General features: G+C 64.4%; 20 protein-coding genes and 1 pseudogene. 8 read left to right on the forward strand and 13 right to left on the reverse strand.

The window, feature by feature from the left end:
* Positions 1–15 precede the first annotated feature (15 nt).
* Complete coding sequence (locus tag RZV17_RS10390; RefSeq protein WP_355603189.1) at positions 16–648, reverse strand: carboxymuconolactone decarboxylase family protein; 633 nt, start codon at positions 646–648, stop codon at positions 16–18.
* Positions 649–1,505: 857 nt separating this feature from the next.
* On the opposite strand from RZV17_RS10390, the gene RZV17_RS10395 reads away from it, so the two are divergent.
* The 4 genes from RZV17_RS10395 to RZV17_RS10410 all read left to right on the forward strand — a co-directional run bounded on the left by RZV17_RS10395 (position 1,506) and on the right by RZV17_RS10410 (position 5,695).
* Positions 1,506–1,922, forward strand: a complete 417-nt coding sequence (locus RZV17_RS10395; protein WP_166748598.1) for a hypothetical protein — start codon at positions 1,506–1,508, stop codon at positions 1,920–1,922.
* Positions 1,919–3,235 (forward strand): sorbosone dehydrogenase family protein, encoded by a 1,317-nt coding sequence (locus RZV17_RS10400; protein WP_355603192.1) that lies wholly within the window; start codon positions 1,919–1,921, stop codon positions 3,233–3,235. The genes RZV17_RS10395 and RZV17_RS10400 overlap by 4 nt, the downstream gene beginning before the upstream one ends.
* Before the next feature lie 398 nt (positions 3,236–3,633).
* The gene (locus tag RZV17_RS10405; RefSeq protein ID WP_355603195.1) at positions 3,634–4,317 is read left to right on the forward strand and encodes a thermonuclease family protein; all 684 of its coding nucleotides are present in this window, start codon (positions 3,634–3,636) and stop codon (positions 4,315–4,317) included.
* Positions 4,318–4,636: 319 nt separating this feature from the next.
* The gene (locus RZV17_RS10410) at positions 4,637–5,695 is read left to right on the forward strand and encodes a Gfo/Idh/MocA family oxidoreductase (protein ID WP_355603197.1); all 1,059 of its coding nucleotides are present in this window, start codon (positions 4,637–4,639) and stop codon (positions 5,693–5,695) included.
* A 69-nt stretch (positions 5,696–5,764) separates the two neighbouring features.
* On the opposite strand, the gene RZV17_RS10415 is transcribed toward RZV17_RS10410, so the two are convergent.
* The 3 genes from RZV17_RS10415 to RZV17_RS10425 all read right to left on the reverse strand — a co-directional run bounded on the left by RZV17_RS10415 (position 5,765) and on the right by RZV17_RS10425 (position 7,523).
* Positions 5,765–6,040, reverse strand: a complete 276-nt coding sequence (locus tag RZV17_RS10415; RefSeq protein WP_039414552.1) for a hypothetical protein — start codon at positions 6,038–6,040, stop codon at positions 5,765–5,767.
* A 147-nt stretch (positions 6,041–6,187) separates the two neighbouring features.
* Positions 6,188–6,613: a YqaA family protein gene (locus RZV17_RS10420; RefSeq protein ID WP_047695124.1), complete on the reverse strand. Its 426-nt coding sequence runs from the start codon at positions 6,611–6,613 to the stop codon at positions 6,188–6,190.
* Between the two features lie 367 nt (positions 6,614–6,980).
* Positions 6,981–7,523 carry a TetR family transcriptional regulator gene (locus tag RZV17_RS10425; protein WP_355603201.1) on the reverse strand — a complete coding sequence of 181 codons (543 nt, stop codon included), beginning with the start codon at positions 7,521–7,523 and terminating at the stop codon, positions 6,981–6,983.
* A 229-nt stretch (positions 7,524–7,752) separates the two neighbouring features.
* Here RZV17_RS10425 and RZV17_RS10430 point away from each other — a divergent pair, with 229 nt between their 5' ends.
* Positions 7,753–8,364: a DUF1349 domain-containing protein gene (locus tag RZV17_RS10430; RefSeq protein ID WP_355609305.1), complete on the forward strand. Its 612-nt coding sequence runs from the start codon at positions 7,753–7,755 to the stop codon at positions 8,362–8,364.
* 190 nt (positions 8,365–8,554) lie between these two features.
* Here the strand turns inward: RZV17_RS10430 and RZV17_RS10435 are convergent, their stop codons facing one another.
* A complete protein-coding gene (locus tag RZV17_RS10435) occupies positions 8,555–9,916 on the reverse strand; it encodes a thioredoxin family protein (RefSeq protein WP_355603204.1) in 1,362 nt (453 codons plus the stop codon).
* Between the two features lie 488 nt (positions 9,917–10,404).
* Here RZV17_RS10435 and RZV17_RS10440 point away from each other — a divergent pair, with 488 nt between their 5' ends.
* On the forward strand, positions 10,405–10,566 hold the full coding sequence (locus tag RZV17_RS10440) for a hypothetical protein (RefSeq protein WP_184384527.1): 162 nt from the start codon (positions 10,405–10,407) through the stop codon (positions 10,564–10,566).
* Positions 10,567–10,987: 421 nt separating this feature from the next.
* Here the strand turns inward: RZV17_RS10440 and RZV17_RS10445 are convergent, their stop codons facing one another.
* The 4 genes from RZV17_RS10445 to RZV17_RS10460 all read right to left on the reverse strand — a co-directional run bounded on the left by RZV17_RS10445 (position 10,988) and on the right by RZV17_RS10460 (position 13,458).
* Positions 10,988–11,557: a hypothetical protein gene (locus tag RZV17_RS10445; RefSeq protein WP_355603207.1), complete on the reverse strand. Its 570-nt coding sequence runs from the start codon at positions 11,555–11,557 to the stop codon at positions 10,988–10,990.
* Between the two features lie 488 nt (positions 11,558–12,045).
* A complete protein-coding gene (locus RZV17_RS10450) occupies positions 12,046–12,528 on the reverse strand; it encodes a hypothetical protein (protein ID WP_355603210.1) in 483 nt (160 codons plus the stop codon).
* A gap of 81 nt (positions 12,529–12,609) precedes the next feature.
* On the reverse strand, positions 12,610–13,074 hold the full coding sequence (locus tag RZV17_RS10455) for an Ig-like domain-containing protein (protein ID WP_139015216.1): 465 nt from the start codon (positions 13,072–13,074) through the stop codon (positions 12,610–12,612).
* A 33-nt stretch (positions 13,075–13,107) separates the two neighbouring features.
* Positions 13,108–13,458: an Ig-like domain-containing protein gene (locus tag RZV17_RS10460; RefSeq protein ID WP_355603214.1), complete on the reverse strand. Its 351-nt coding sequence runs from the start codon at positions 13,456–13,458 to the stop codon at positions 13,108–13,110.
* A 187-nt stretch (positions 13,459–13,645) separates the two neighbouring features.
* Between RZV17_RS10460 and RZV17_RS10465 the strand changes: the two genes are divergently transcribed.
* Complete coding sequence (locus RZV17_RS10465; protein WP_355603216.1) at positions 13,646–13,933, forward strand: hypothetical protein; 288 nt, start codon at positions 13,646–13,648, stop codon at positions 13,931–13,933.
* Between the two features lie 92 nt (positions 13,934–14,025).
* A pseudogene (locus RZV17_RS10470) lies at positions 14,026–14,301 on the forward strand (MFS transporter); the annotation flags it as partial.
* Between the two features lie 183 nt (positions 14,302–14,484).
* Here RZV17_RS10470 and RZV17_RS10475 read toward each other — a convergent pair.
* From RZV17_RS10475 to RZV17_RS10490, 4 genes are all read right to left on the reverse strand, one after another.
* Positions 14,485–14,631, reverse strand: coding sequence for a hypothetical protein (locus tag RZV17_RS10475; RefSeq protein WP_158255450.1), 147 nt, complete (start codon positions 14,629–14,631; stop codon positions 14,485–14,487).
* A gap of 122 nt (positions 14,632–14,753) precedes the next feature.
* On the reverse strand, positions 14,754–17,249 hold the full coding sequence (locus tag RZV17_RS10480; protein WP_199680079.1) for a TonB-dependent receptor domain-containing protein: 2,496 nt from the start codon (positions 17,247–17,249) through the stop codon (positions 14,754–14,756).
* A gap of 472 nt (positions 17,250–17,721) precedes the next feature.
* Positions 17,722–18,372, reverse strand: coding sequence for a TraX family protein (locus tag RZV17_RS10485; RefSeq protein ID WP_104580675.1), 651 nt, complete (start codon positions 18,370–18,372; stop codon positions 17,722–17,724).
* A gap of 109 nt (positions 18,373–18,481) precedes the next feature.
* Positions 18,482–20,269 carry a transmembrane repetitive protein gene (locus tag RZV17_RS10490; protein ID WP_355603221.1) on the reverse strand — a complete coding sequence of 596 codons (1,788 nt, stop codon included), beginning with the start codon at positions 20,267–20,269 and terminating at the stop codon, positions 18,482–18,484.
* Between the last annotated feature and the right edge of the window lies 1 nt (position 20,270).

Raw genomic sequence — 20,270 nt, forward strand, 5'->3', positions numbered from 1 at the left:
CTGGCAATGACGGGCTTACCGGGTCTTGGCCAACGCTGCCTTGGCGCGCGTTCCGGCGGCGGCGCCGACGCGCTGATCCAGGACCTGGGCCAGTGCGTTCAGCTGCGCCGTGCTCACGCCGATGTTCATGCTGATCTTCAGATGGGCCAGCAATTGCGCTTCCACGCCCTCCAGTGCCGCCAGCATGCTCACCGTGGCCAATTCGCGGCTCACCCAGTCCAGGTTGTCGCGCGCAAAGATGTCGCCGAACAGATGCGTCTTCAAATACGTATCGATGGTCGGCGCAAACTCGAACAGGGGTCCTGCCACCGGTGCGCCGGCCAATTGCGTCTGATTGGCAGTACCCAACGCAAGCAACGCCGGCCCGGTTGGCACCGGGCCCGGCAAGGTGCCGGGCGCATCGTCGAGGCCACGCTGGCGGCGCGCCTGGGTGACCTGCATCAACGCGGCGAGCGCATTGAGGCTGCGTGGAAAGCCGGCGTAGGCGTAGACCTGCACCAGCAGTTCCTTACAGTCGTTGACGCTCAGGCCGGCATCCAGGCCCGCGTTCAAGGCGCCGTCCAGGCGATCGATATCGCCGGCGGCGGCGAATGCAGCAATGGGGACGATGGCCTGCTGCCGGGCCGTGAGGCTGTCCGAGATGGGCATGGTGGTTGACTCCGGAAACTGCTGTCGCGGGGGGAGGGGCAGGACACAGACCGCGGCCACGATGAAGGGCGAGTCGCCACACGCGCAACCACTGCGTCGTGCCAGGCTGCCATGGTTCTCCGCTAGATTTAGGGATAGACGCAGGCGATTCCAAGCGCCTGCTTTTGACCGTGCATGGGTAGACGTGCGGCGGCACGTCGATGTCGCATCAGGCATGCGTCGTCGCCGCGGCACGCTGTTTGACGGTGGCTTGTCGCATCCGGATAAGCGCGTCGTCGGTGTGGAATATTTGCCGATGCGCGTTCGGAATTCGTCGGCATCCTGCGCCTGTGGGAAGCGTACCGGCAGGTGCACGAAGATCTCACCCAATCCAAGTTGCGCGACTGGTGCGGCCGGCATTTCCTCGGCTTCTTGCGCATGCGGGAGTGGCGCGAGCTGCATGCACTGAGGCGAGGACATATGGTCGTGGCGGCCTGTGAGCGGGCGTGCATCGGCACATGGCCATCGCAGCGTCAGGCACGCATCAGATCGACAGACCACCGATATCAGCGAATCACATTCGCTGCCGAGATGCCTGATGGATGCTGCGTTCGGAGAACCGTGCACACGCTGCACTGCATGCCATCGTCGTGGCAAGCACAGCGTCGGTCGCGGTGTCACCGCAAGCGACGCTTCCGCAGCCGACAATCCGTCGTGTGCGCAGCAGCGCCGAGCCCGACTGCATGCGGGTCCCACGCATGGGGCTGCTGTGCTTGCGTGCATCGTGTCAGTGCAGATTCGCCAATATCATCCTGGTCGTCACATGCGAGCTGGCAGCATCGTGGGCACGTTTCGCCATCGTTCCCAATGAGTCCGCCATGAATGCAACCGCTGTCCCGACCCGTGATCGGGCCATCCATCCGTTCCATGCAGCCGTTCTCGGCGGTGTGTGGCCCTTGTTCCTGGGCACACTGCTCAGCGACTACGCCTACTGGAGCAGCTATCAGATCCAATGGAGCAACTTCGCTTCGTGGCTGTTGGTTGGCGCAATGGTTCTCACCACGCTTGCCTTGGTGGCGGCCATCGTTGGGCTGGTGCGTGGCAGCCGCAACGTGATCTATCTCATTGCACTGGTGGCAACGTGGATCGTGGGGTTCTTCGACGCCCTGCATCATGCGCGCGACGCCTGGGCCATCATGCCGGCCGCATTGGTGCTGTCGGGCATTGCCACCTTGTTCGCCCTGGTCGCTACCTGGGCCGGGCTGTCGGGTCTGCGCATGGGAGGTGCACGATGAACCGCGCGACACGTGTTCTGGCGGTCACCGCCCTGGCTGCCGCCCTGGCTGCCTGCGGCAAGGCACCTGAGCTAGACCAACACGGCGCCACGCCGCAATTGCCTGCACCCGACCGTGGCGTGCTGCCTGACATGACGATCGCCGAGCCCACCGCATGGGGCGAGCGCACACCCACCGTTCCGGCGGGCTATCGCATCGCCGCCATCGCCACCGACCTGGGCATCCCGCGGCAGACGCTGGTGCTGCCGAACGGCGACATCCTGGTGGCCGAAGGCCGTGGCGGCGCTGCACCCAATCTCAAGCCCAAGGACATCATTGCCGGCCCGATCAAGGCCAAGGGCACCTCCAAGGCCAAGAGCGGTGACCGCCTCACGTTGTTGCGCGATGCCGACGGCGATGGCACCTATGAACTGAAGACCGTATTCGCCGACAAACTCAACGCGCCCTACGGGCTCGCGTTGATCGGGGACGCGTTGTACGTGGCCAACCAGGATGCGCTGGTGCGATTCGAGTATCGCGAGGGCCAGACCAAGGCCAGCGGCGCGCCGAGCAAGGTGACCGACCTGCCATCGGCCATCAACCACCACTGGACCAAGGCGCTGACCGCCAGTGCCGACGGACGCTACCTGTACGTGGCCATCGGCTCCAACAGCAACATCACCGAGCGCGGCATGGTCGCCGAAGTCGACCGCGCACAGGTGTGGCAGGTGGACGCGGCAACCGGCGCACACAAGCCGTATGCCACCGGTCTACGCAACCCGACCGCACTGGCGATCCAGCCCGGCACCGGTGCGTTGTGGGCCGTGGTCAACGAACGCGATGAAATCGGCCCGAACCTGGTGCCGGACTATCTGACATCGGTACGCGAAGGCGGCTTCTATGGGTGGCCTTACAGCTACTGGGGCAAGAACGTCGACACCCGCGTCATGCCGCAGGACCCTGAAAAAGTCGCCTCCGCCATCGAGCCGGACTACGCCTTGGGCTCGCACGTCGCGGCGCTGGGCGTTGCGTTCTCGTCGAGCGCCCTGGGCGCGAAATTCGCAGACGGCGTGTTCGTCGGCGAACACGGCAGCTGGAACCGCGACCCGCCGGTGGGCTACAAGGTGGTGTTCGTACCGTTCCGCGACGGCCGCCCGGCAGGCGCGCCCATCGACTTCGTCGCCGGCTTCCATGGCGACGACGGCAAGACCCGCGGCCGCCCGGTCGGTGTCACGGTGGACCCGCGCGGCGCACTGATCGTGGCCGACGATCTGGCCAACATCATCTGGCGTGTCACGCCGGAGACTGCGGCCGCTGCACCTGCCTCACAGTAAGTCACCGCCTGCAAGCCTGCCCGGCTCCGCAAGTAGCCGGGCAGGACGCAAGCGCTCCACTGGACGCGCGCCCGGCAGGACGTAGTGTGTTTGCTGCTGAAGTAAACATTGCTCTTTGGTAGATGGTGCCGCAACGACAAGCCCACGGTTTCGGCTGCGTGTGGCGAGATGCGTAACTCGCAGTTGCATCGGCCCATTCAAGGCGGCTGGCCGAGCACAACCGCGCTGACGGGGATAGGCATCCGCATCGCATTGACATACAGTGCCGGCCCCGCGCCGGCAGTGTCACGTGGGCGTCGGGCACAGGACATGGCCGGGCATTGCCATTCGGCTGAAACGTGCAACAAGGCGGCAACGACGGGACGACGTGCTGCCGATCGCCAAGGGTATTGTTGTAGATGGTGTTGAGATGTTTGATGGCGATCGGCGCCGGGCTGCTGTTGATGTCACCGGCTGCTGCAGCAGAGATTGTTGGTCGGGCCACCGTCACGGATGGAGACACGATCACCGTGGCGCAACAACGCATCCGCCTGTGGGGGATCGACGCGCCGGAGAGTGCGCAGCAGTGCAGCGATCAGCTTGGGCGCCCGTGGCCGTGCGGTCGTCGCTCCGCTGCCGCACTGGACAGCCATCTGACGGACAAGACCGTACGCTGTCAGCCGAAGGAGACCGATCGCTACGGTCGCACCGTTGCCGAATGCACGATGCAGGGCCAATCGGTCAACCGCTGGATGGTACGTTCGGGCTGGGCCGTGGCCTATCGCCAGTACGCCACCGCGTTCGTCGCCGACGAGCGCCTCGCCCAGCAGCAACAGCGCAATCTCTGGCAAGGCAGCTTCCAGATGCCTGCCGACTATCGGCGCAACAAACGCAACCAGGTCGCGTCCCGCGTGCGGCCATCGCCGCCCGCACCGGGCCATTGCGCCATCAAGGGCAACATCTCCGGCAAGGGCAACAAGATCTTCCACGTGCCGGGCCAGCGCGACTATGCACGCACCAGCATCTCGGCGGCAAAGGGCGAGCGGTATTTCTGCTCGCCGCAGGAAGCGATCAATGCAGGCTGGCGCCGCGCAGCGCGCTGAGGGGCGGGGCAGTGTGGTCGGGCGCAGCCTGTTCGCGTCCTGCAACCCAATGCCTATCGCTGATGGCGGTTGCTGGCACTGCGTCGCAGCTGCGGCATGCTGTCTGCACGGGCTCGGAAGCAGCACCCAAGCCCCCTGCGGTTGCTGCGCACTGCCGTCATGCATGGGTAACGCGTGCATGCCAGCGCCAGCGCGCCGCCGTGGTCTACAGCCGCGCTCGCCTCGCGGTAAACGCAGTCGCGCATGGTGTTACCTGCAACATGGATCACCTCATCCGGTTTGTTAGCATCGCGCCATCCCCGTAGAGATGCCCATCCCCATGACGTCACTGCATGTACCTGAGCCCGCGCTTTTTCTGCCTGGCCAGGGCGAGCCCTCGCTGCGCTGGGGCGTGCTGGGGCCCGGCGTCATCGCCTCGGCGTTCGTGGGCGCCATGCGTCGTAACACTGCGCAACGTCCGGTTGCGGTGGCCTCGCGCAGTGCCGAGCGTGCGCAGGCGTTTGCGAACGCCTGGGCAATGGACCGTGCGTACGACCGCTACGACGCCTTGGTCGAAGACCCGCATATCGATATCGTCTACGTCGCCACGCCGCATAGCGAACACCTCGAACACGGCCTGCTGGCGTTACGTGCCGGCAAGCATGTGCTGATCGAAAAGCCCATGACCACCTGCGCCGCCGATGCGCGCGTGCTGGTGGAAGAAGCGCATGCGCGCGGCCTGTTCCTGATGGAGGCCATGTGGAGCAGATATCTCCCACACACCTCGGTGATCCGCAGGCTGCTGGCCGACGGCGCGCTTGGTGACGTACGGCATGTGTTTGCCGACCTGAGTCAGCACGGCCCCAGCGACCCCGCACACCGGCAACGCCGGCCCGAACTCGGTGGCGGCGCCTTGCTCGACCTGGGGGTCTACGCCGTGCAGTTCTCTTCCATGATCCTGGCGGCCCCCACCGCAATCACTGCGGTGGGAGCGCTCACCGAGACCGGTGTCGATGCCTTCTCGACCGTGGTGCTGTCGCATGGCGCGCATGCGCAATCCACCCTGATCAATTCCATCGTCGGACGCAGCAGTTCGCGTGCCTATGTCGCCGGCACCGAAGGCCGTATCGACCTGGCCGGCGATTTCCATAATCCGACCACGCTGTACATTGCCGGCAACCAGGATGCCGGCGCCGCCGTGGAATGGACCGACCCGACCGGCATCAAGGGTTACCAGGGACTGTCGTGGCAAGCCACCGCGGCTGCCCGTTACATCGGCCAGGGTTACACCCAATCGCCGCTGCATCCCCTGGATGAAGTGGTGCAGATCATGCACACACTGGACGTGGCACGCGCACAGGTGCAGGCCGCAAGTGCGGCTGGCGCAGCAGCCCTTTGAACAGCGGCGCCATGCAGCTTGCAGCGATGGCGGCGGGCGCCGAGGTTCACTCCGCGCCCGCCGCCTTCCTTACGGCAGATCGCACTTGATCTTGGCATCCACGTAATACGGCTTGGGGACGTCGGGGTTGGTGCTGGTCTTTTCGAACACCACCTCGAACGATGCCGGATCGGCCTTGCCCTGACGCGACGTACAGGCGTCCTGCAGCTTCTTCTTGACCGCCGCAATGCCCGCATCGCGGTTGGCGCCATCGGCGCTGTTGGTCAGGTTGGCGACCTCCGCCCAGGCCTGGGCGCTCAGGCCGAGCAGGCATCCAGCAAGCAACACACTGTGCAGTTGTTTCATACGATCTCCTTTGCGATGTCCGTGATGCACTGTCCTTGGAGACGCAACGGGTGCCCCGCTGCGCGCCGTCAGCATAGGCCGCGTGCGTTAACTGTCCGTCGGCGCGCCTCCGGGGACGAACTCCCCCGACTGACGCGCGTGCTGCGGTCAGCGCATGAGCGACACCGTCGCCCATGCCAGCACGATGTAACGCGTGGTCTTGGCGACAGCCACCAGCGGCAGGAAAACGCGCAGCGGCTCACGCATGACGCCTGCAGCCAGTGTCAGCGGGTCGCCGATCACCGGCATCCAGCTCAGTAGCAACGACCACCTGCCGTACCGGCCATACCACGCCTGCGCACGCGCCAGGGTGGCCGGTTTGACAGGAAACCAGCGTCGCTCCTGAAAGCGCACCACCTCGCGCCCGATCCACCAGTTGATGAGCGAGCCCAGGACGTTGCCCAGGCTCGCTGCCGCAACCAGCCCCACCACCGAGCCGCCATCCAGCAACAAGGCCGCCAACGCCGCTTCCGATTGCGCAGGCAGCAGGGTAGCGGCGATCAACGACAGGGCAAACAGCGAAAGGTACGTCAACGATGACCTGTAGCGGGTGGAGGCGGCTTGAGTGTATCGACGTCCACCGCCAGCGGCCTGGCAATGACTGCTTCCGCAATCGCCCTGGCAGCTGCGGGTGCTGACTGGAGGCAGGCGTCGCGGTGCTTTGGCGGCAACGCAGCGCATGCCGGGCCAACCGGGCGACCGGTAGGGCAGGGCACTGCGAGAATCGCCGGTTGCGCAGCGGCCAGCTGCACACGGGTCACACGCCGCGTGTAGGCCCGTTCGCGAGCAACGCGGCCCTACCGACCAGATGGGCCATGTCTGGCAGTGCGTGCGTCAGCCGGTGCACACCGCACCGCGAGGTTCTGCCTCGCTTGCATGCAGCAACGAGCCTGACCAGCCGTCACAGCAAGGCAAGCTGCCCCACCGCATTGCGCACGCTCTTCTTGGTCATGCGCACCACCGAGCGGTGGATGGTCATGCCTTCGATCAAGGCATCGATCGCGCTTGCAGCGGCCTTGGAAAAATGCAGCTCCAGCGCTGACCGGCTACGTGCCATCCACTGCTCCATGATCGCGGTCATCTCCGGATGACGGCGCGCAAACGCATACAGCTCATAGCTGAGCAGCAGCACCCGCGGGGACGCCGTGCCGTCGGCAAAGATGATGTTCACCACCGCATCGCAGGCTTGGTCGCGGTTCCTGGCAGCGCGGATTTCGGCGGCAAAGTTGCTGGAGACCTCCTGAGAAAAGCGCGTAAAGGCGGCAATCAACAGTTCGTGCATCGAGCCGAAGTAGTAGGTGGTCGCACCCAAGGGCACCTGCGCCTGCTCGGCGACCTTGCGGAAGGTGGTGCCGGCCACGCCATGCTCCACGATCACCTGCAGCGCGGCCAGCTCGATGTGTTCTTTCCGGTTTGGATCCTGGCGCCAGGTTCTGCCGCTCATCTGCATCCACGCACGTATCGACCGCCGTGATGGTAATCGAGAGTTGACTCACCAATTGGTACGGATGTACAAATTGGCGCAATCGGCTTCCGCGCCTGACGCGGAGGCTCCCCGGATGGCATGGCGTAGCCTTACCTTGATAGGAACAGACATGAGCGATTGCGAACAACACCCCATCGATATCGGGCGCAGGCTGGCCCTGGGTGGCCTGGCTGCCGGCAGCGTGGTCATGGCGACCGGTGCAGGCGCAGCAGCGCCCAGCCGCTGGCAGCAGGGCAGCTGGCTCAATGCGCCCAGGCAGCATCGCGTGCTGGGCGACGACGTGCTCGAGGTCGTGACCGACAAGGGCACGGACTTCTGGCGTGAGACGCACTACGGCTTCACGCGCGACAGCGGGCATTTTCTCGGCTTCACGGCGCCGGCTGCATTCACCTGCCAGCTACGCATTCGCGGCCGGTTCGATCAACTCTACGACCAGGCCGGCATCATGATCCGCGCCAACGAACGCCAGTGGGTCAAGGCTGGCATCGAGCTAAGCGACGGCCGCGCCATGCTCAGCAGCGTGCTCACCGACGGCAGGTCGGACTGGGCCACCGGTCCTTACGAGGGAGAGCCGTCCGACTTCTGGATGCGCGCCACCGTCGAAAAGGGCGTGCTGCGCCTGCAGGCGTCCAGGGACGGCATCTACTGGCCGCTGGTACGGCTGTGCCCGTTCCCGGTCGCCGCAAGTTATCTGGCCGGCCCGATGACCTGCACGCCGGAACGCGAAGGCTTGAAGGTGCAGTTCTCGGACTGGCAACTCGGCCCGGTGCTGGGCAAGGAACTGCACGATCTGACGTGAGACATGCGCTGCCAGCGCGATAGGCTCACACCACGATGGGCAGAGTAGGGCGGCGGTGCCTGCAGCCACCGTCGAGGCGCGTCATCAGTGCGATGTGGGTAGCGCACTTGCGAGGTACATGCCAGTGGCGGGATGAGTCGTACGCGCCACCGTGGACGCGCTCGCCGCAGACCTCGCGGCCTAGCGCGGCCTAGCCCAGCCAGGCCGAGCAATCGGTCTTGCTGCCGCACAGGGTTTTGGCCTTCTCGTGCACTCGTGCCATCACCGCAGCGCCTTGCGCACGATGTTGCTTGCTCCAGGCTTGCAGGGATGCGCCGACAGGGTCGAAATGCCTGCGGTTGTTGCGCAGATAGCCGTCGGGCTGCTTGGCCAGATCGCCGAGCACCTGGGTGGCAACTGATTCGATGCCCGGTGCATCGTCCGGGCTGAGCCGGATCATGGCATCCAGGTAAGGCATGCCTCGCTGTATCAGAGTGCCTTCGCTACCTGGGGCTTCGTACGCCTTCTTGAACCACGACAACGCGGTCTTGCGGTCGCCGCGTTCCTCGGCCAGATGGCCCAGGTAAGGCATGTAGAACGAAGGGGTCTTGCTGCGCCCCAGCTCGGCCAGCAGCACCTGTTCGGCGCCGCTGTTGTCGCCCACATCGACCAGCAGGTCGACGGCGGCCTCGATGGTGGACTGACGCTCCTCGGCCGTCTTTGCCGTTGCCAGCGCCCACTGAACGCGCTGATGCACGGTGTCGACCACGTCGGCGGGCAGGGGAGGCTGCGGCCCGGTCGCCTCCGATGCTGCGGGTTGTCCCTGGGCCAACCGTGCGAGGTCGACTGCTGCAGATGCGGTGCGCAAGCGGTCCACGATCGGCAGCGTGGGGTCGGCGTAGGCCTGCGCCAATGCCGCATTCCATGCCTTGGACAAGGCGGCGCGCTCGCCTGCATCGTCGGTGGCGGCGGCCACCAGCGTGGCGGCATACGCGTTCAGTACGTGCAGGTTGGCGCGTACATCCGCCGGGTCTGCGATCACGGCCTGCAGCAATGCTTGCGTTGCCGCGGAGGCCACCGGCTTCTGCTTGCCGACCAGAACCGCCAACAACCCGAAGCGCCGTTGCAGATGCGGCTCCGGCGCTGTCTTTGCCAGCGTGGCGAGCACGCCGGGGGCGTCCTTGGCATCGACCAACTGGTTGTCCAGCAGCCAGCCATAGTTGCTCAGCAACGCCCATTGATCCGGCTTCAGCGATGCCGGAGTCTTCAACGCTGCGTCCAGCAGCTGCTTGGTGCCGGTCGGCAACTGGGTCGCTGCGCGCAGGCTCTGGATGAGCTGGGCCGTGGTGGTGTCGCCGATCACCCGGGTGATTTCGCTGCCGTCCGCACGCAGCATGATCATGGTCGGATAGCCCTTGATCCCAAAGCGCTCACCAGCGGCCTGCGCCTCCTCCAGGTCTCCATCCAGGTGCACCGCTACGAACTGCCGCGCTTGCGCAATGAACGCCGGATCCTTGAACGTAGCGGCCTTGAGGCGATTGCAAGGCGGGCACCACACCGCACCCCAGTACATCAAGAGCGGCTTGCCGGTCTTCCTGGCTTCTTAAAAGGCTTTGTCGACATTGCCTTCCTGCCACTGGATGCTGGCCGGCGCCTGCGCTCGCGCAGTTGTAGGCCGGGAGGGCGCCGCTGACGCCGCGGGTTTTTCGCATCCAGTCAGCGTTGCAAGGACAGCCGAGAGCGTCATCAGTGCCAGGGACCGCGAACGAAGGAACAGTGCCATGCAACGCTTTTGCCTGAAGGAGACGGTTGCACGCGTCATCAGGCAGCCTTGAACGCTGCGCCGCGTGCACCGGCACTGTCACTTCCTTCGATTTCTTGAAGGCCCGGCAATGCGAACTGCTGTCACGCCACGCGCAATCCAGGCCGAAAGCGCGTTTGTCGTGGCGGATTGATTCAGGGTGTCTGGCATTCAACACGGCACGGGCGATGCCTAGGCGTCAAAGATAGCGGACAGCTTCTCGGACGCTTCCGCCGAACGCGTTCCAACCAGAACAGCGCGTGCTGACGAGGCTGGGCACCTTCGAAGTGTTCAATTATCTCAATCGACACCGCACGCGCGTGTCCATGACGCACACCGACTACGCCGTGGTGCTCAAGGAGGGCAAGGTGAGCCAGTTCGGCCCCGGGCAGGTGAGACGGGATGGACTGCATTCGTGGTGATCGATGGAGTGACGCGCTAACGGGGTGACCTGATGGCTGGATGGCGTAGCGGGCTGGCACTTCCTCGCAAGAACACCGCCCTATCGGGACTGGCTTGATAAAGCCCCTCACGCCTAGCTTGCTCATACGGCAGGCGCATCCAGTCGCTGCCTCGCTCCTCATGGTCAACGTGACCGCGGGCGCATCGGGCCCCTGCGGTCCGTTCTTCAACTTGAATGCGAGGTTGATCGTCCAGCGGCCAGCTGGATGCACTTCCATGCGTCGGGTGGTTAAACGGAACCCGGAGCTTTCATAAGATTCGACGTAGATGCGTTCCAGCGCCTGCGGTGTAAGGGGGCGCTGACTGTCTCGCTTTCTGGCTGAATTTTTGCGGCGGTATGCGGCTTGGACAAGAAACGCCTGGGTCAGGAGGACGCCAGGATCATTCGGCGAGCGGCGATGCAGTTCTCTTGTGTGCGTCTGGGGGTGTGAGCTCGATAACGGGCAAGCTTACCCCTAACCGTTGCCTGACCTTTGCCAGCGCAGCGGTATCGGCTTTGATGAGAAGACGTTCTCCCCGTGCGGACGCTGCCAGATCGGAACTACCGACGTCGGCCCACCTGAAGGTTTGTCTGCTCACGCCGCATGGGCATCTGGTTGGCTGGAAGCTAGCGATGTTCAGCGTGGTGCCAGGCGCGTTGGGTCCCTTCGGCGCACTCTTCAACTGAAACACGAGCTCGATCACCCAGCCGCCTGGGGGTGGCGACACATGGCGGCTGGCCAACCGGAATCCGGACTGCTCATAAGATTCGATGTAGGTGCGCTCCAGCGCCCACATCGACATGCCGAGATGAGTCCACTCTTGGAGGATAGGCCGACCTTCCGGAACCTGTTGTGACGTGCCGACATCAGGCACTGCGGTGGCGGAAGGACGATTTTGCGCGGCGGATGGGTGGTTCATCAGTAGCCCCAGGGTCAGGGTGGCGATCAGGATCAATCGACGGGCTTGCATGCAGCGTTCTCCGGTTCTTGGGACATCTTGCCCCCTATGACGATTTCAATGGCCGCCGCCCGTCGGGGGCGGCGGCCATCGCTCAGTCGCGCCGAACCACCAGACCCGTCTGCGCAACCAGTAGATCGATTCCCGACACCGCGCCGCCCAGCAGTGCGGCCCATCCAGTATTCCCCAGCCCCGTCGGGTACGTTCGCGCCGTCGCTGTCCAGTCGATCACGGTCTGGCTGGATGCTCCGAGGTTCACAACAAATTAGCCACCGCCGTGGACGCTTGCGCCAGAGGCCGAGCCGCCGAGACTCGGCCTGCTCCGTCAACTCGCAAGTAGTTTGGCGAGCTGCTTTCGGACTGCACCCATCAACGGTGCAAACCATGCCAGGAGTGGAACTGGAGCGCTCCAGGCGTCCTGCCTCGGCTACACTTCTCTTACCAGCAGTCTGTTTATCGCCATTGCTGCCGAGAACGCGTGTATCGTGGACGCAGTAGCATCACGGTTCGGCCGGACCTGCGTAGGGGATGCTAGACCCCAATCGCCGCTGCACCTTTGCCAGCGCGGCCCTATCGGCTTTGACGAGAGCACGTTCTCCGCGCATATATGCCTCCATATCAGAACTATTGGCATCGGCCCCCAAGAAGCTATCTCTGCGCATGAGGCAGCCGCATCCGTGCGACCCATTGATCAAGATGCGGAGCGTAGTGCTAGGCGCGTCGGATCCCTTCGGCGCACTCTTCAACTGGAACACGAGTTGGATCTTCCAAATTTTGTTGGAGGCATTCCCCAGCTTATGCTTGTGGCGGCTAGCCAGCCGGAAACCGGACTGCTCATAAGATTCGATATAGGCGCGTTCCAGGACCTGCAGCGACATGCCGTTATGCGGCGTGTCGCCGACTGGCTGATGTGCGGCGGATGGATGGTTCATCAGTAACCCCAGGGTCAGGGTGGCAATAACGAGCAATCGACGGGCTTGCATGTGGCGGTCTCCGGTTCTTGGGACATCTTTTCTCTGATATCTATTTCAATGGCCGCCGCCCAGCGGGGCGGCGGTCATCGCTCAGCCGCGCCGTACCACCAGGCCTGTCTGCGCAACCAGCAGATCGATCCCCGATGCCGAGCCGCCCAGCAGTGCGGCCCATCCAGTGTTTCCCAGTCCCGTCGGGTATGTTCCGGCCGTGGCCGTCCAGTCGATCACCGGCTGGCTGGGCGCTCCCAGGTTGACCACGATATAGCCACCGCCCTGGACGCTTCCGGCAGAGGCCGACGCGCCAACGAGAATGCTCATCGCATTGTCGCGGGGCGGGTTCTTCGACACCACCAGGGTGATGCCCGCACTTGCGCTCAGCTTGCCGTCGCTGACCGAGTAGGTGAACGTGTCGGTACCGACGAAGCCGCTCTTCGGGCGATACGTATAGCTGCCATCGCGGTTACGCGTCAGAGACCCCTTCGACGGATGGGAGAGGCTCAGCGTCAGCGCGTAGCCGTCCGGGTCGTTGACCAGGCAGTCGAAGTCGATCCGCACGCTGCCGTCCTCCTGCACCTGGAACGAGGCACTCTAGGCGGTGGTTGCGCGGTTCACCTTCTGCACCGTGATGCTCACCATGGCCACGCCAGATTGTGCATCGCCGTCGGTCGCCCGGTAGCTGAAGCTGTCGGTGCCGTACCAGCCCTTGTCGGGCGTGTAGGTGTAGCTGCCATCGGCGTTGAGCGACAGCTTACCGTGGGATGGCGCGCGGACGAGCAGGGTGGCGAGCCGGTCACCGTCGGCATCGGTGTCGTTGCCGAGCAAATCGATACGCACGGCGGCACCGGCCATGGTGGTGGCCTTGTCGTCCTTGGCGACCGTTGCACGGTTCGGCACCAGTACCGTGTCGTTGGCAAGTACGTCCAGGCGCGTTTCAGCCAATGCCTGGCAGGCGACGCTGTCCAGGCCGTCGCAGGTGACGTGTCGTCACCGTTGATATCCCAGTCGTTGGAAATGTCGGTGCCGGTAGACAGCCAATCAACAGACCTTCACTCCATTTCGCATAATGTATATTATGTAAAAACCGGTGCTCGCTCCACATGCCGCAATGTGCGGCGGCCAACAAACAATGAAGCCAAGCGGCTCACCGGCGCATGAGCTGACGATCCACCTGATCGCACTGGGGCACCGAGAGATTACCTTCATCACCGGACCGACAGGCCGTCATCAGGCCATGACGATAGCGGCGAACGCCTGGCCGGCTACCGGCACGGTCGTGCACCAGCCAATCCAGGAGATGGCAACCACTGCAGTCGATGTACTGCTGGATGCGGTCACCGAACCGATGCCACCGGCCTGGCGCGAGGCGGCACATCCGCATTCGCTGGTTCTGCGCAGCTCCGCGGTCGCGCCCTGATACAGACCAGTGCCCTCCCCCTTTTTACTATGCCGTCTACCACCATGCCCGCATCGCCCAACGCGCAACAACACGCCACGCGTGCTGCATTCTGGCAGGTGTCGCTGGTCGGATACGGGCTTATCGGTGTGGGATGCGCCAACATCGTGCCGGCGTTGTTTTCGATGGCCGGATCGCAACGATCAATGCCTGAAAGCATTGCGATTCCTGCGGTGACAACGCTTGGCTACGCAGGGGTGCTGGCCGGGCCGGCGTTGATCGGATTTGTTTCGCACAGTGCCGGCTTGATCACGGCGCTGATCGGAGTTGCAATCGCACTGCTGGCAGTGGCTGCCGCCGCACCTTTGCTCAGCAGGCTGGCAAAGTAAACGTCCCTGGCCTTCCTCCCTACCCGCGTCAACAACGACGGCCGGGGCTCGGCACGTCTGCCCCGCTTGTCGCAGGAACGCGATACGGCAGAAACTCCGTCTGCCTGGGCAGCGCATTCCACGCAAGCCGCCCGGCATCGCATCACCCATCAACACAGGGGCCGGCTGCGGGCACTGCAACGATCAGGCACGTGCAGCAATCGCCGTGACAGCGTCGGCCAACGCCAGCAGATGACTGGCCGGTGTAAAGACCTGCGGCGTCACGCGGCTGCAGGAGCCGCTGGTGAGGTCGCTGCGCACGACAGTGAAAATGCCGAATTCGTTCTGCAAGGATGCCTGCAGCGCGCTGACCGCTGCTTTCGAACTGCGACCTCGCAGGCGAAATCCGCCCATGTCCGATGCATTACCGGCGTCCGCGGCGCCAATCGACTTGCCATCACCTGGCAGCTCAATCAAAACGTCAGGGCGGCGCGCATGAACACGGTGCGTCCGCTGAAGCCGAAGGGCGATGTTGCGTTGTAAGGATGCATCCCTGCGTTATCCGAACCGTTGCTGCCCGCCGCGACGCTTGCCACCGTGGAGGCAATATTTTCGTCGGGATAAATATCGAACAGATTCTGTGCGCCCAGGCTGACACGCAGTGCGGGCGTTACCTGTGCGGACAGTTCAAGGTCGGTGATGACCTTCGGAGAAAACGTTTGAATCACATCGTAGGTGCTGGCAGAGGCGGCGACCAGGCGGGTGTCGTAGCCGGGCGTGAGCGCGGCCACCTGTGCTGCGTTCCTGGCCGTCATCGCAACCGTGGAGACCTTGCCGTAGCGCGTATTCGTCATGCTGGCCGCAACGCGCCCATGCGTGTAGTTCAGATTGAACATCAGCTTGTCCCGCGGCAGGCTGTCGGAGTAGCGCAGCTGCTGGGTCAAGTCGAACAGTGGCGTCGTAATGCCTAACGCGGCGATCGGCGCGGGTGTGCCGGCAATCTGATCGAACTCGGTCTTGTTGTAGTTGCCGGCAAACGTGCCGGTCAGAACGGAGCCCTCATCGAAGACGCGTCGGTAGTTGACCACCAGGTCCAGGCCGCGGGTGGTCGTATCCACCGCATTGGTCAGGAAGGAGATCGCGGCAAAGCCGGATTGGCCATTGGCGGCCAGATAGTTTGTAAGGCGAGCATCCTGAAACGTCGAGGAAATCGCGATGCGATCACGCAGCTCGATATGGTAGGCGTCCAACGATGCGGACCAGTTGCCGTTCTGAAAGACCGTGCCCAGCGACACGTTGCGGGACGTCTCCGGCTTCAGGTCGGAGGCTCCGGCCAGGCGCGCGGCTGGCGTATCCACTGCGGCCACCCGCACGATCGCCTGCGATCCATTGAGTATCAGCGTGTTGGAGGCGTTGTAGCCGGATTGCGCCAAGGCCGGTGCCCGAAAGCCGGTGTTGTATGACCCGCGCAGTGCGACGAGCGCATTGAATTCCACACGGGCGGCCACCTTGAAATTGGTGGTGTCGCCGAAATCGGAATAGTGTTCGTGGCGCGCGGCAGCGTTCAACAGCAGGCGATCAATCGGCGAATGTTCCGCCTCGGCGTAGACAGCCTGGCTGCGTCGGTCAAGGTCCGCAGTGTCATCCGGCCCGTTGCTCGGACCGGGCTGCGCACCCGGGATCGATGGGCGACCGATATTCGGGCCGTCCAGGATCGGGACGCCGCCGTTGATGTAGCCTTCCTCGGCGCCGGTGAACAGACGGTACCTCTCGTAGCGGTATTCCGCACCCAACGCCAGCCGCAATGAATTTGCATGCCCCAGGGCGATCTCACGATTCAGATCCAGATTCGTGGTCCATTGATCGAACTCGGCGCCGTTGCGGTAGAAGCGCGTCGGCGACTGGGCGCCGAGCGATACATTGACGCTGTTGGCATAGGTCAGGTCCTGTGTGTTGTTGCCGTAGACCGTCGAAAGATCCCAGCCGAATCCGGCCAGGTCGTGCCCGCGCAGCCCTGCAGCGATCGAGGTATTGTCGATGGCGGTATCCAGCGTCGGGCTGTAGCCATCGGGATAGATCGCACGAACGGTCTCGTCCTGCCCTGCGCGCCTGAAGAAGTAGGTAATGTCGCCATCCAGTCGGTTGTGGCCGCCGAACGAATACATCTCCACCGCATCGGACACCGGCATCACCAGGTTGTAGAACAGCTGACGATTGGTGCTGGGCTGTGTGCCCAGGAACGCGGCTCCATCGCGGTCGAAGCGTGCCTCGCGCGGGTCGCGCGTTCCATTGGCGCGCGTCAGGCCGATGCCGGACCCGAAGTTGCCGGATGGCGTCACCAACGCGCCAGTGGCAGTCGTGCCGAAGTACTGTTGACGAGTGTCCGGGCGCGATCGATCGGTGGCACCGATGTCCTGGATTGCCGCTGTCACGCGCAGCACGCCTTCGGAGCCGATCCGAAACCCGGTACCGGCGGCGACCTCATAGGTGTCGCCATCGCCTCGCGCAGTGGTCTGGTAGGTCGTGTGCGCGGTGCTCTGCAGCGAACGGTCCAGGCTCAGGTTGATGACCCCGGAAATCGCATCCGAGCCGTATTGGGCCGCCGCGCCGTCGCGCAGCACTTCGACGCGAGACAGCGCCAGCGATGGAATGGCATTGAAGTCGATCGAGATGTCGCCGCGGCCGATGCCATTGCTCGCGTTGAGATCGGCCGAGGTATGGCGACGCTTGCCATTGATCAGCACCAGCACTTCGCCCGGCCCCAGGCCACGCAACGAAGGCGGCATCAGGTAATCGCCCGCACCGGACGCGATGGGCCGCGGGATGTTGAAACTCGGCACTTCACTCTTGAGCATCTGCAGCAGGTCGACGCGCCCGTTACGCTCCAATTCCTCACGCGACACCAGATCTACCGGCGTCAGCGACTCGGTCAGCGACCGCCCCCCGAAGCGGCTGCCAACGCTCACCATGACCGCGTCCAGCTCCTTATCGACCGAGCCGGCCCGGGCCGCGCCCAGTTCCTGCGCAGCGCCCGGCGTTGCCGCGATCAATCCCACCGACAGAACACCTACCACGCGTAAAGCCTGAGGTTGCACGACTTTCCCCAATGAAATATTAGGTTATATTGTAACAATAAGTGTAGCAGCGCGGTGCGGCTCAGCCCGCTGTCGGCGCATGCGCTGCGTCTGTAGCTGCAACTTGCTCGTCGGAGGCCGCAGTGCGCTGACGCTGTCCCGAGGCGAGATTCTGCAGTTGAGTACGCATTCCTCCCGGCACGGAGCCATGCCGTTATTTTTTGCTGTCATTCGGTGGAGCGCGCCCTGCTCTTCCGCGCTGTGGAGTGCATCGTGCAGCTCGTCCCGCCCATGGGCGACACACGCGCCAGTCTGATTGTCGGCCGTCGCGCAATACTGAATTTCCGGGCCGACTTGAGGGGGTTTCTCAAACCATTGCGTACGACAACCCCGTGAGAACCATCAGATGACCCACGTAGTAGAAATAAAACGCCCTGCGTGTGCGTGGCACGGGAATGCGCAGGCGTGCAAGCGTCAGCAACGGTATCGCCAGCAGTGCCCAGAAATTACCGTTGATGAAAAACAGCGAGGACACCGGCAGTACCAGCAACAAGAGCGCTGACACGCCTTTCGGCAATCGCCGGTGCCATGGATTGCGCCAGTACACCCAGCCGCCCAGCACCACTGCCAGGCCGCTCCATTGGTAATCGACTGCCACCGGCGCCAGCACGGCGCACACCGTCAGAAACACCCAGCGACGGCGCTCGATGCTGAGAATGCAGACCGCAGCCAATGCAAAGGACAGCAGGACATCGAGCGTAAACACCGTCTGCGTCGCGATCGCGGCTACTGGCATGGCGACCAGGCCCCACACGAACAAGCGATTGACCGACTTTTCGACGTCGGCATCGGGCTGCGCGAGGTTGTAGGCCAGAACCAACGCAAACAGCGGGAACGCGACGCGCCCCAACTCGGTCACGACCGGCACATAACCAATTCCCAGGATCTTGAGCGCGTGGTCGCCGGTCATGAAGAGGGCAGCCAGCCATTTCAAGAACTCACGGCCGCCGCTGGTCATTGCGGCGGTTTGCCGTGCCGGTTCGGCCGCGTGCGCGAGCGTACCAGCGAGGGGCTTCGTCGCCCTGCCCCATCGTCAGGTGTTCGGCGGAACGGGAGACGGCCCACGATCATTCGCCACTCCGCCGCAGCGTACCCTTGTCCTCCTGCAGCTCCCGCTTGAACGGCACATCCGGTGGCGGCCTTGCAGTGGCTGGTTGGTCGTTGAGGTTCGGGTCGCTCAGGCCGCAGCCGCCGCCGAATTGCAGCAGCGACACCACGCAGCTGATCTTGGTGGTGGTGCCCGGGATCGGGATCTCGATCTTTTTCAGGCCGCGGCGCACCCATTCCTGCAGCAGCGTCTGGTTGGGCATCCAGTACTTGTCCAGCGAGGTCGGCGTGTAGCCGTACGGCGGCCGTTTGAGCCAGGTGCCGCCCTGGGCGATCTGGTCGCGGGTCCAGGTGTCGGTGTCGCTGCCGGGCGGCCCGCGATCGCCAGCGCCGCTGCCGGCATCGCCGGTCCCGGCCACGCGGACGCTGCCGTCGCTGTTGAACATGCCATCGCGCCGACCATTGCCGCCTGTGGTTTCGCCGCGGCGGTTGCGGTCGGATTTGCTCCAGTCGTCTGCATTGGCGGCGACATCCCATCCGCCGCTGCGGTCAGCAGGCTTCGGGCCGGCATTGCTGTCGGCTGCCGGCTTAGCTGCTGACGATGCTGCCGCGCTGCTGGAACGCTCGGACTGAGAGGGATTGGCCTGCGACTGCGCTGCCGCTTGCACCGATGCTGCGGCGGCGGCTGCCTGCCTCGGGGAAGCATCGGCAGGCGCCGCTTGCGCCGCAGGTGCCGCCGCCACAGGTGCAGGCGTCGGCGCCGGATCGGGCACGCTCGGCAACTCTGCGGTGCGCACCGCGACGTCGGGCATGCGCACCGCCGGTGCTATCTCGCGCACGCGTGCGGCCGGCGCCGGCACTTGTGGGCGCTCGGGTATGACGACGTCGCGCTCGCGCACCGTTGGCGCATCGGCAGTGCGCACCGCCACTTCGGTAGCAGGACGTTTTAGTTCGCGAACCTGCGGGCGCTCGGTCACTGTCTGGATGTCGCGTTGATGGACCTCGACCTGCGGCGCCGCGCGTTCGATGGCACGCGGCGTCAGCGTGATCGTTGGTGGCGGTGGCACGACAAAATCGTTGGTGGCCACCGGCGTTTCGGTCACTTGCAGCGGGGATTCGATCATCACCGGCGGCACCTGCACGGTCACTTGCGGAACATCCGCGGTCACCGGTTCGCTGACCGCATCCGCCGGCTCCGGCGCCGCGTTTTGCATCTGTGCCGTACTGGAGCTTTCGACCGGATCGGCAGCCGGCTGCGCCTGCGTCGGCGATGGAGTTGGTTCGCCCGCTGCCACCGATGCATGTGCTTGCGCTGAAGCAGACGCCGTAGCCGGTGCCGCAGATCCAGGTTGCCCCGCACCACCGCCCTGCTCCACCGCGCCATCGCCAATGAAGGTCATGCGTACCCGCGATTCATCGCCAGGCTTGGTGTCATCCGGCGCCCAGCGCACGGTGACCACCCAGACGAGCAGCGCAATGAAACCGAGGTGGATCAGAAAGCTGCCGAGCAACGCCAAGCAGTGCTGCCGACGCTGATCCTTCGGACGCGGGTCCCAGTGCTGCCACCACAGACTGCAAAATGCCTGGAATGGCGACAGGATGGCTGCGCCGCTCACCTGGCGCTGCGATGGCTGTGCCCGTGCCAGCAGCACATCCGTCAGCTGGCCATCGTTGAACGACGCAGCGGCCTGTGCGCGGTTGCCCATCCAGATACCCCAGCCATACGGCAGGCCGGTACGCCGATCCAGAATGAGCTTGCCCGGCATGCGCGCGCGCAGTGCCTGCAGCAGATCGGCAGCCGTCGTCACC

It is taken from the genome of Xanthomonas cannabis, assembly GCF_040616535.1.
Lineage (GTDB): Bacteria > Pseudomonadota > Gammaproteobacteria > Xanthomonadales > Xanthomonadaceae > Xanthomonas > Xanthomonas cannabis.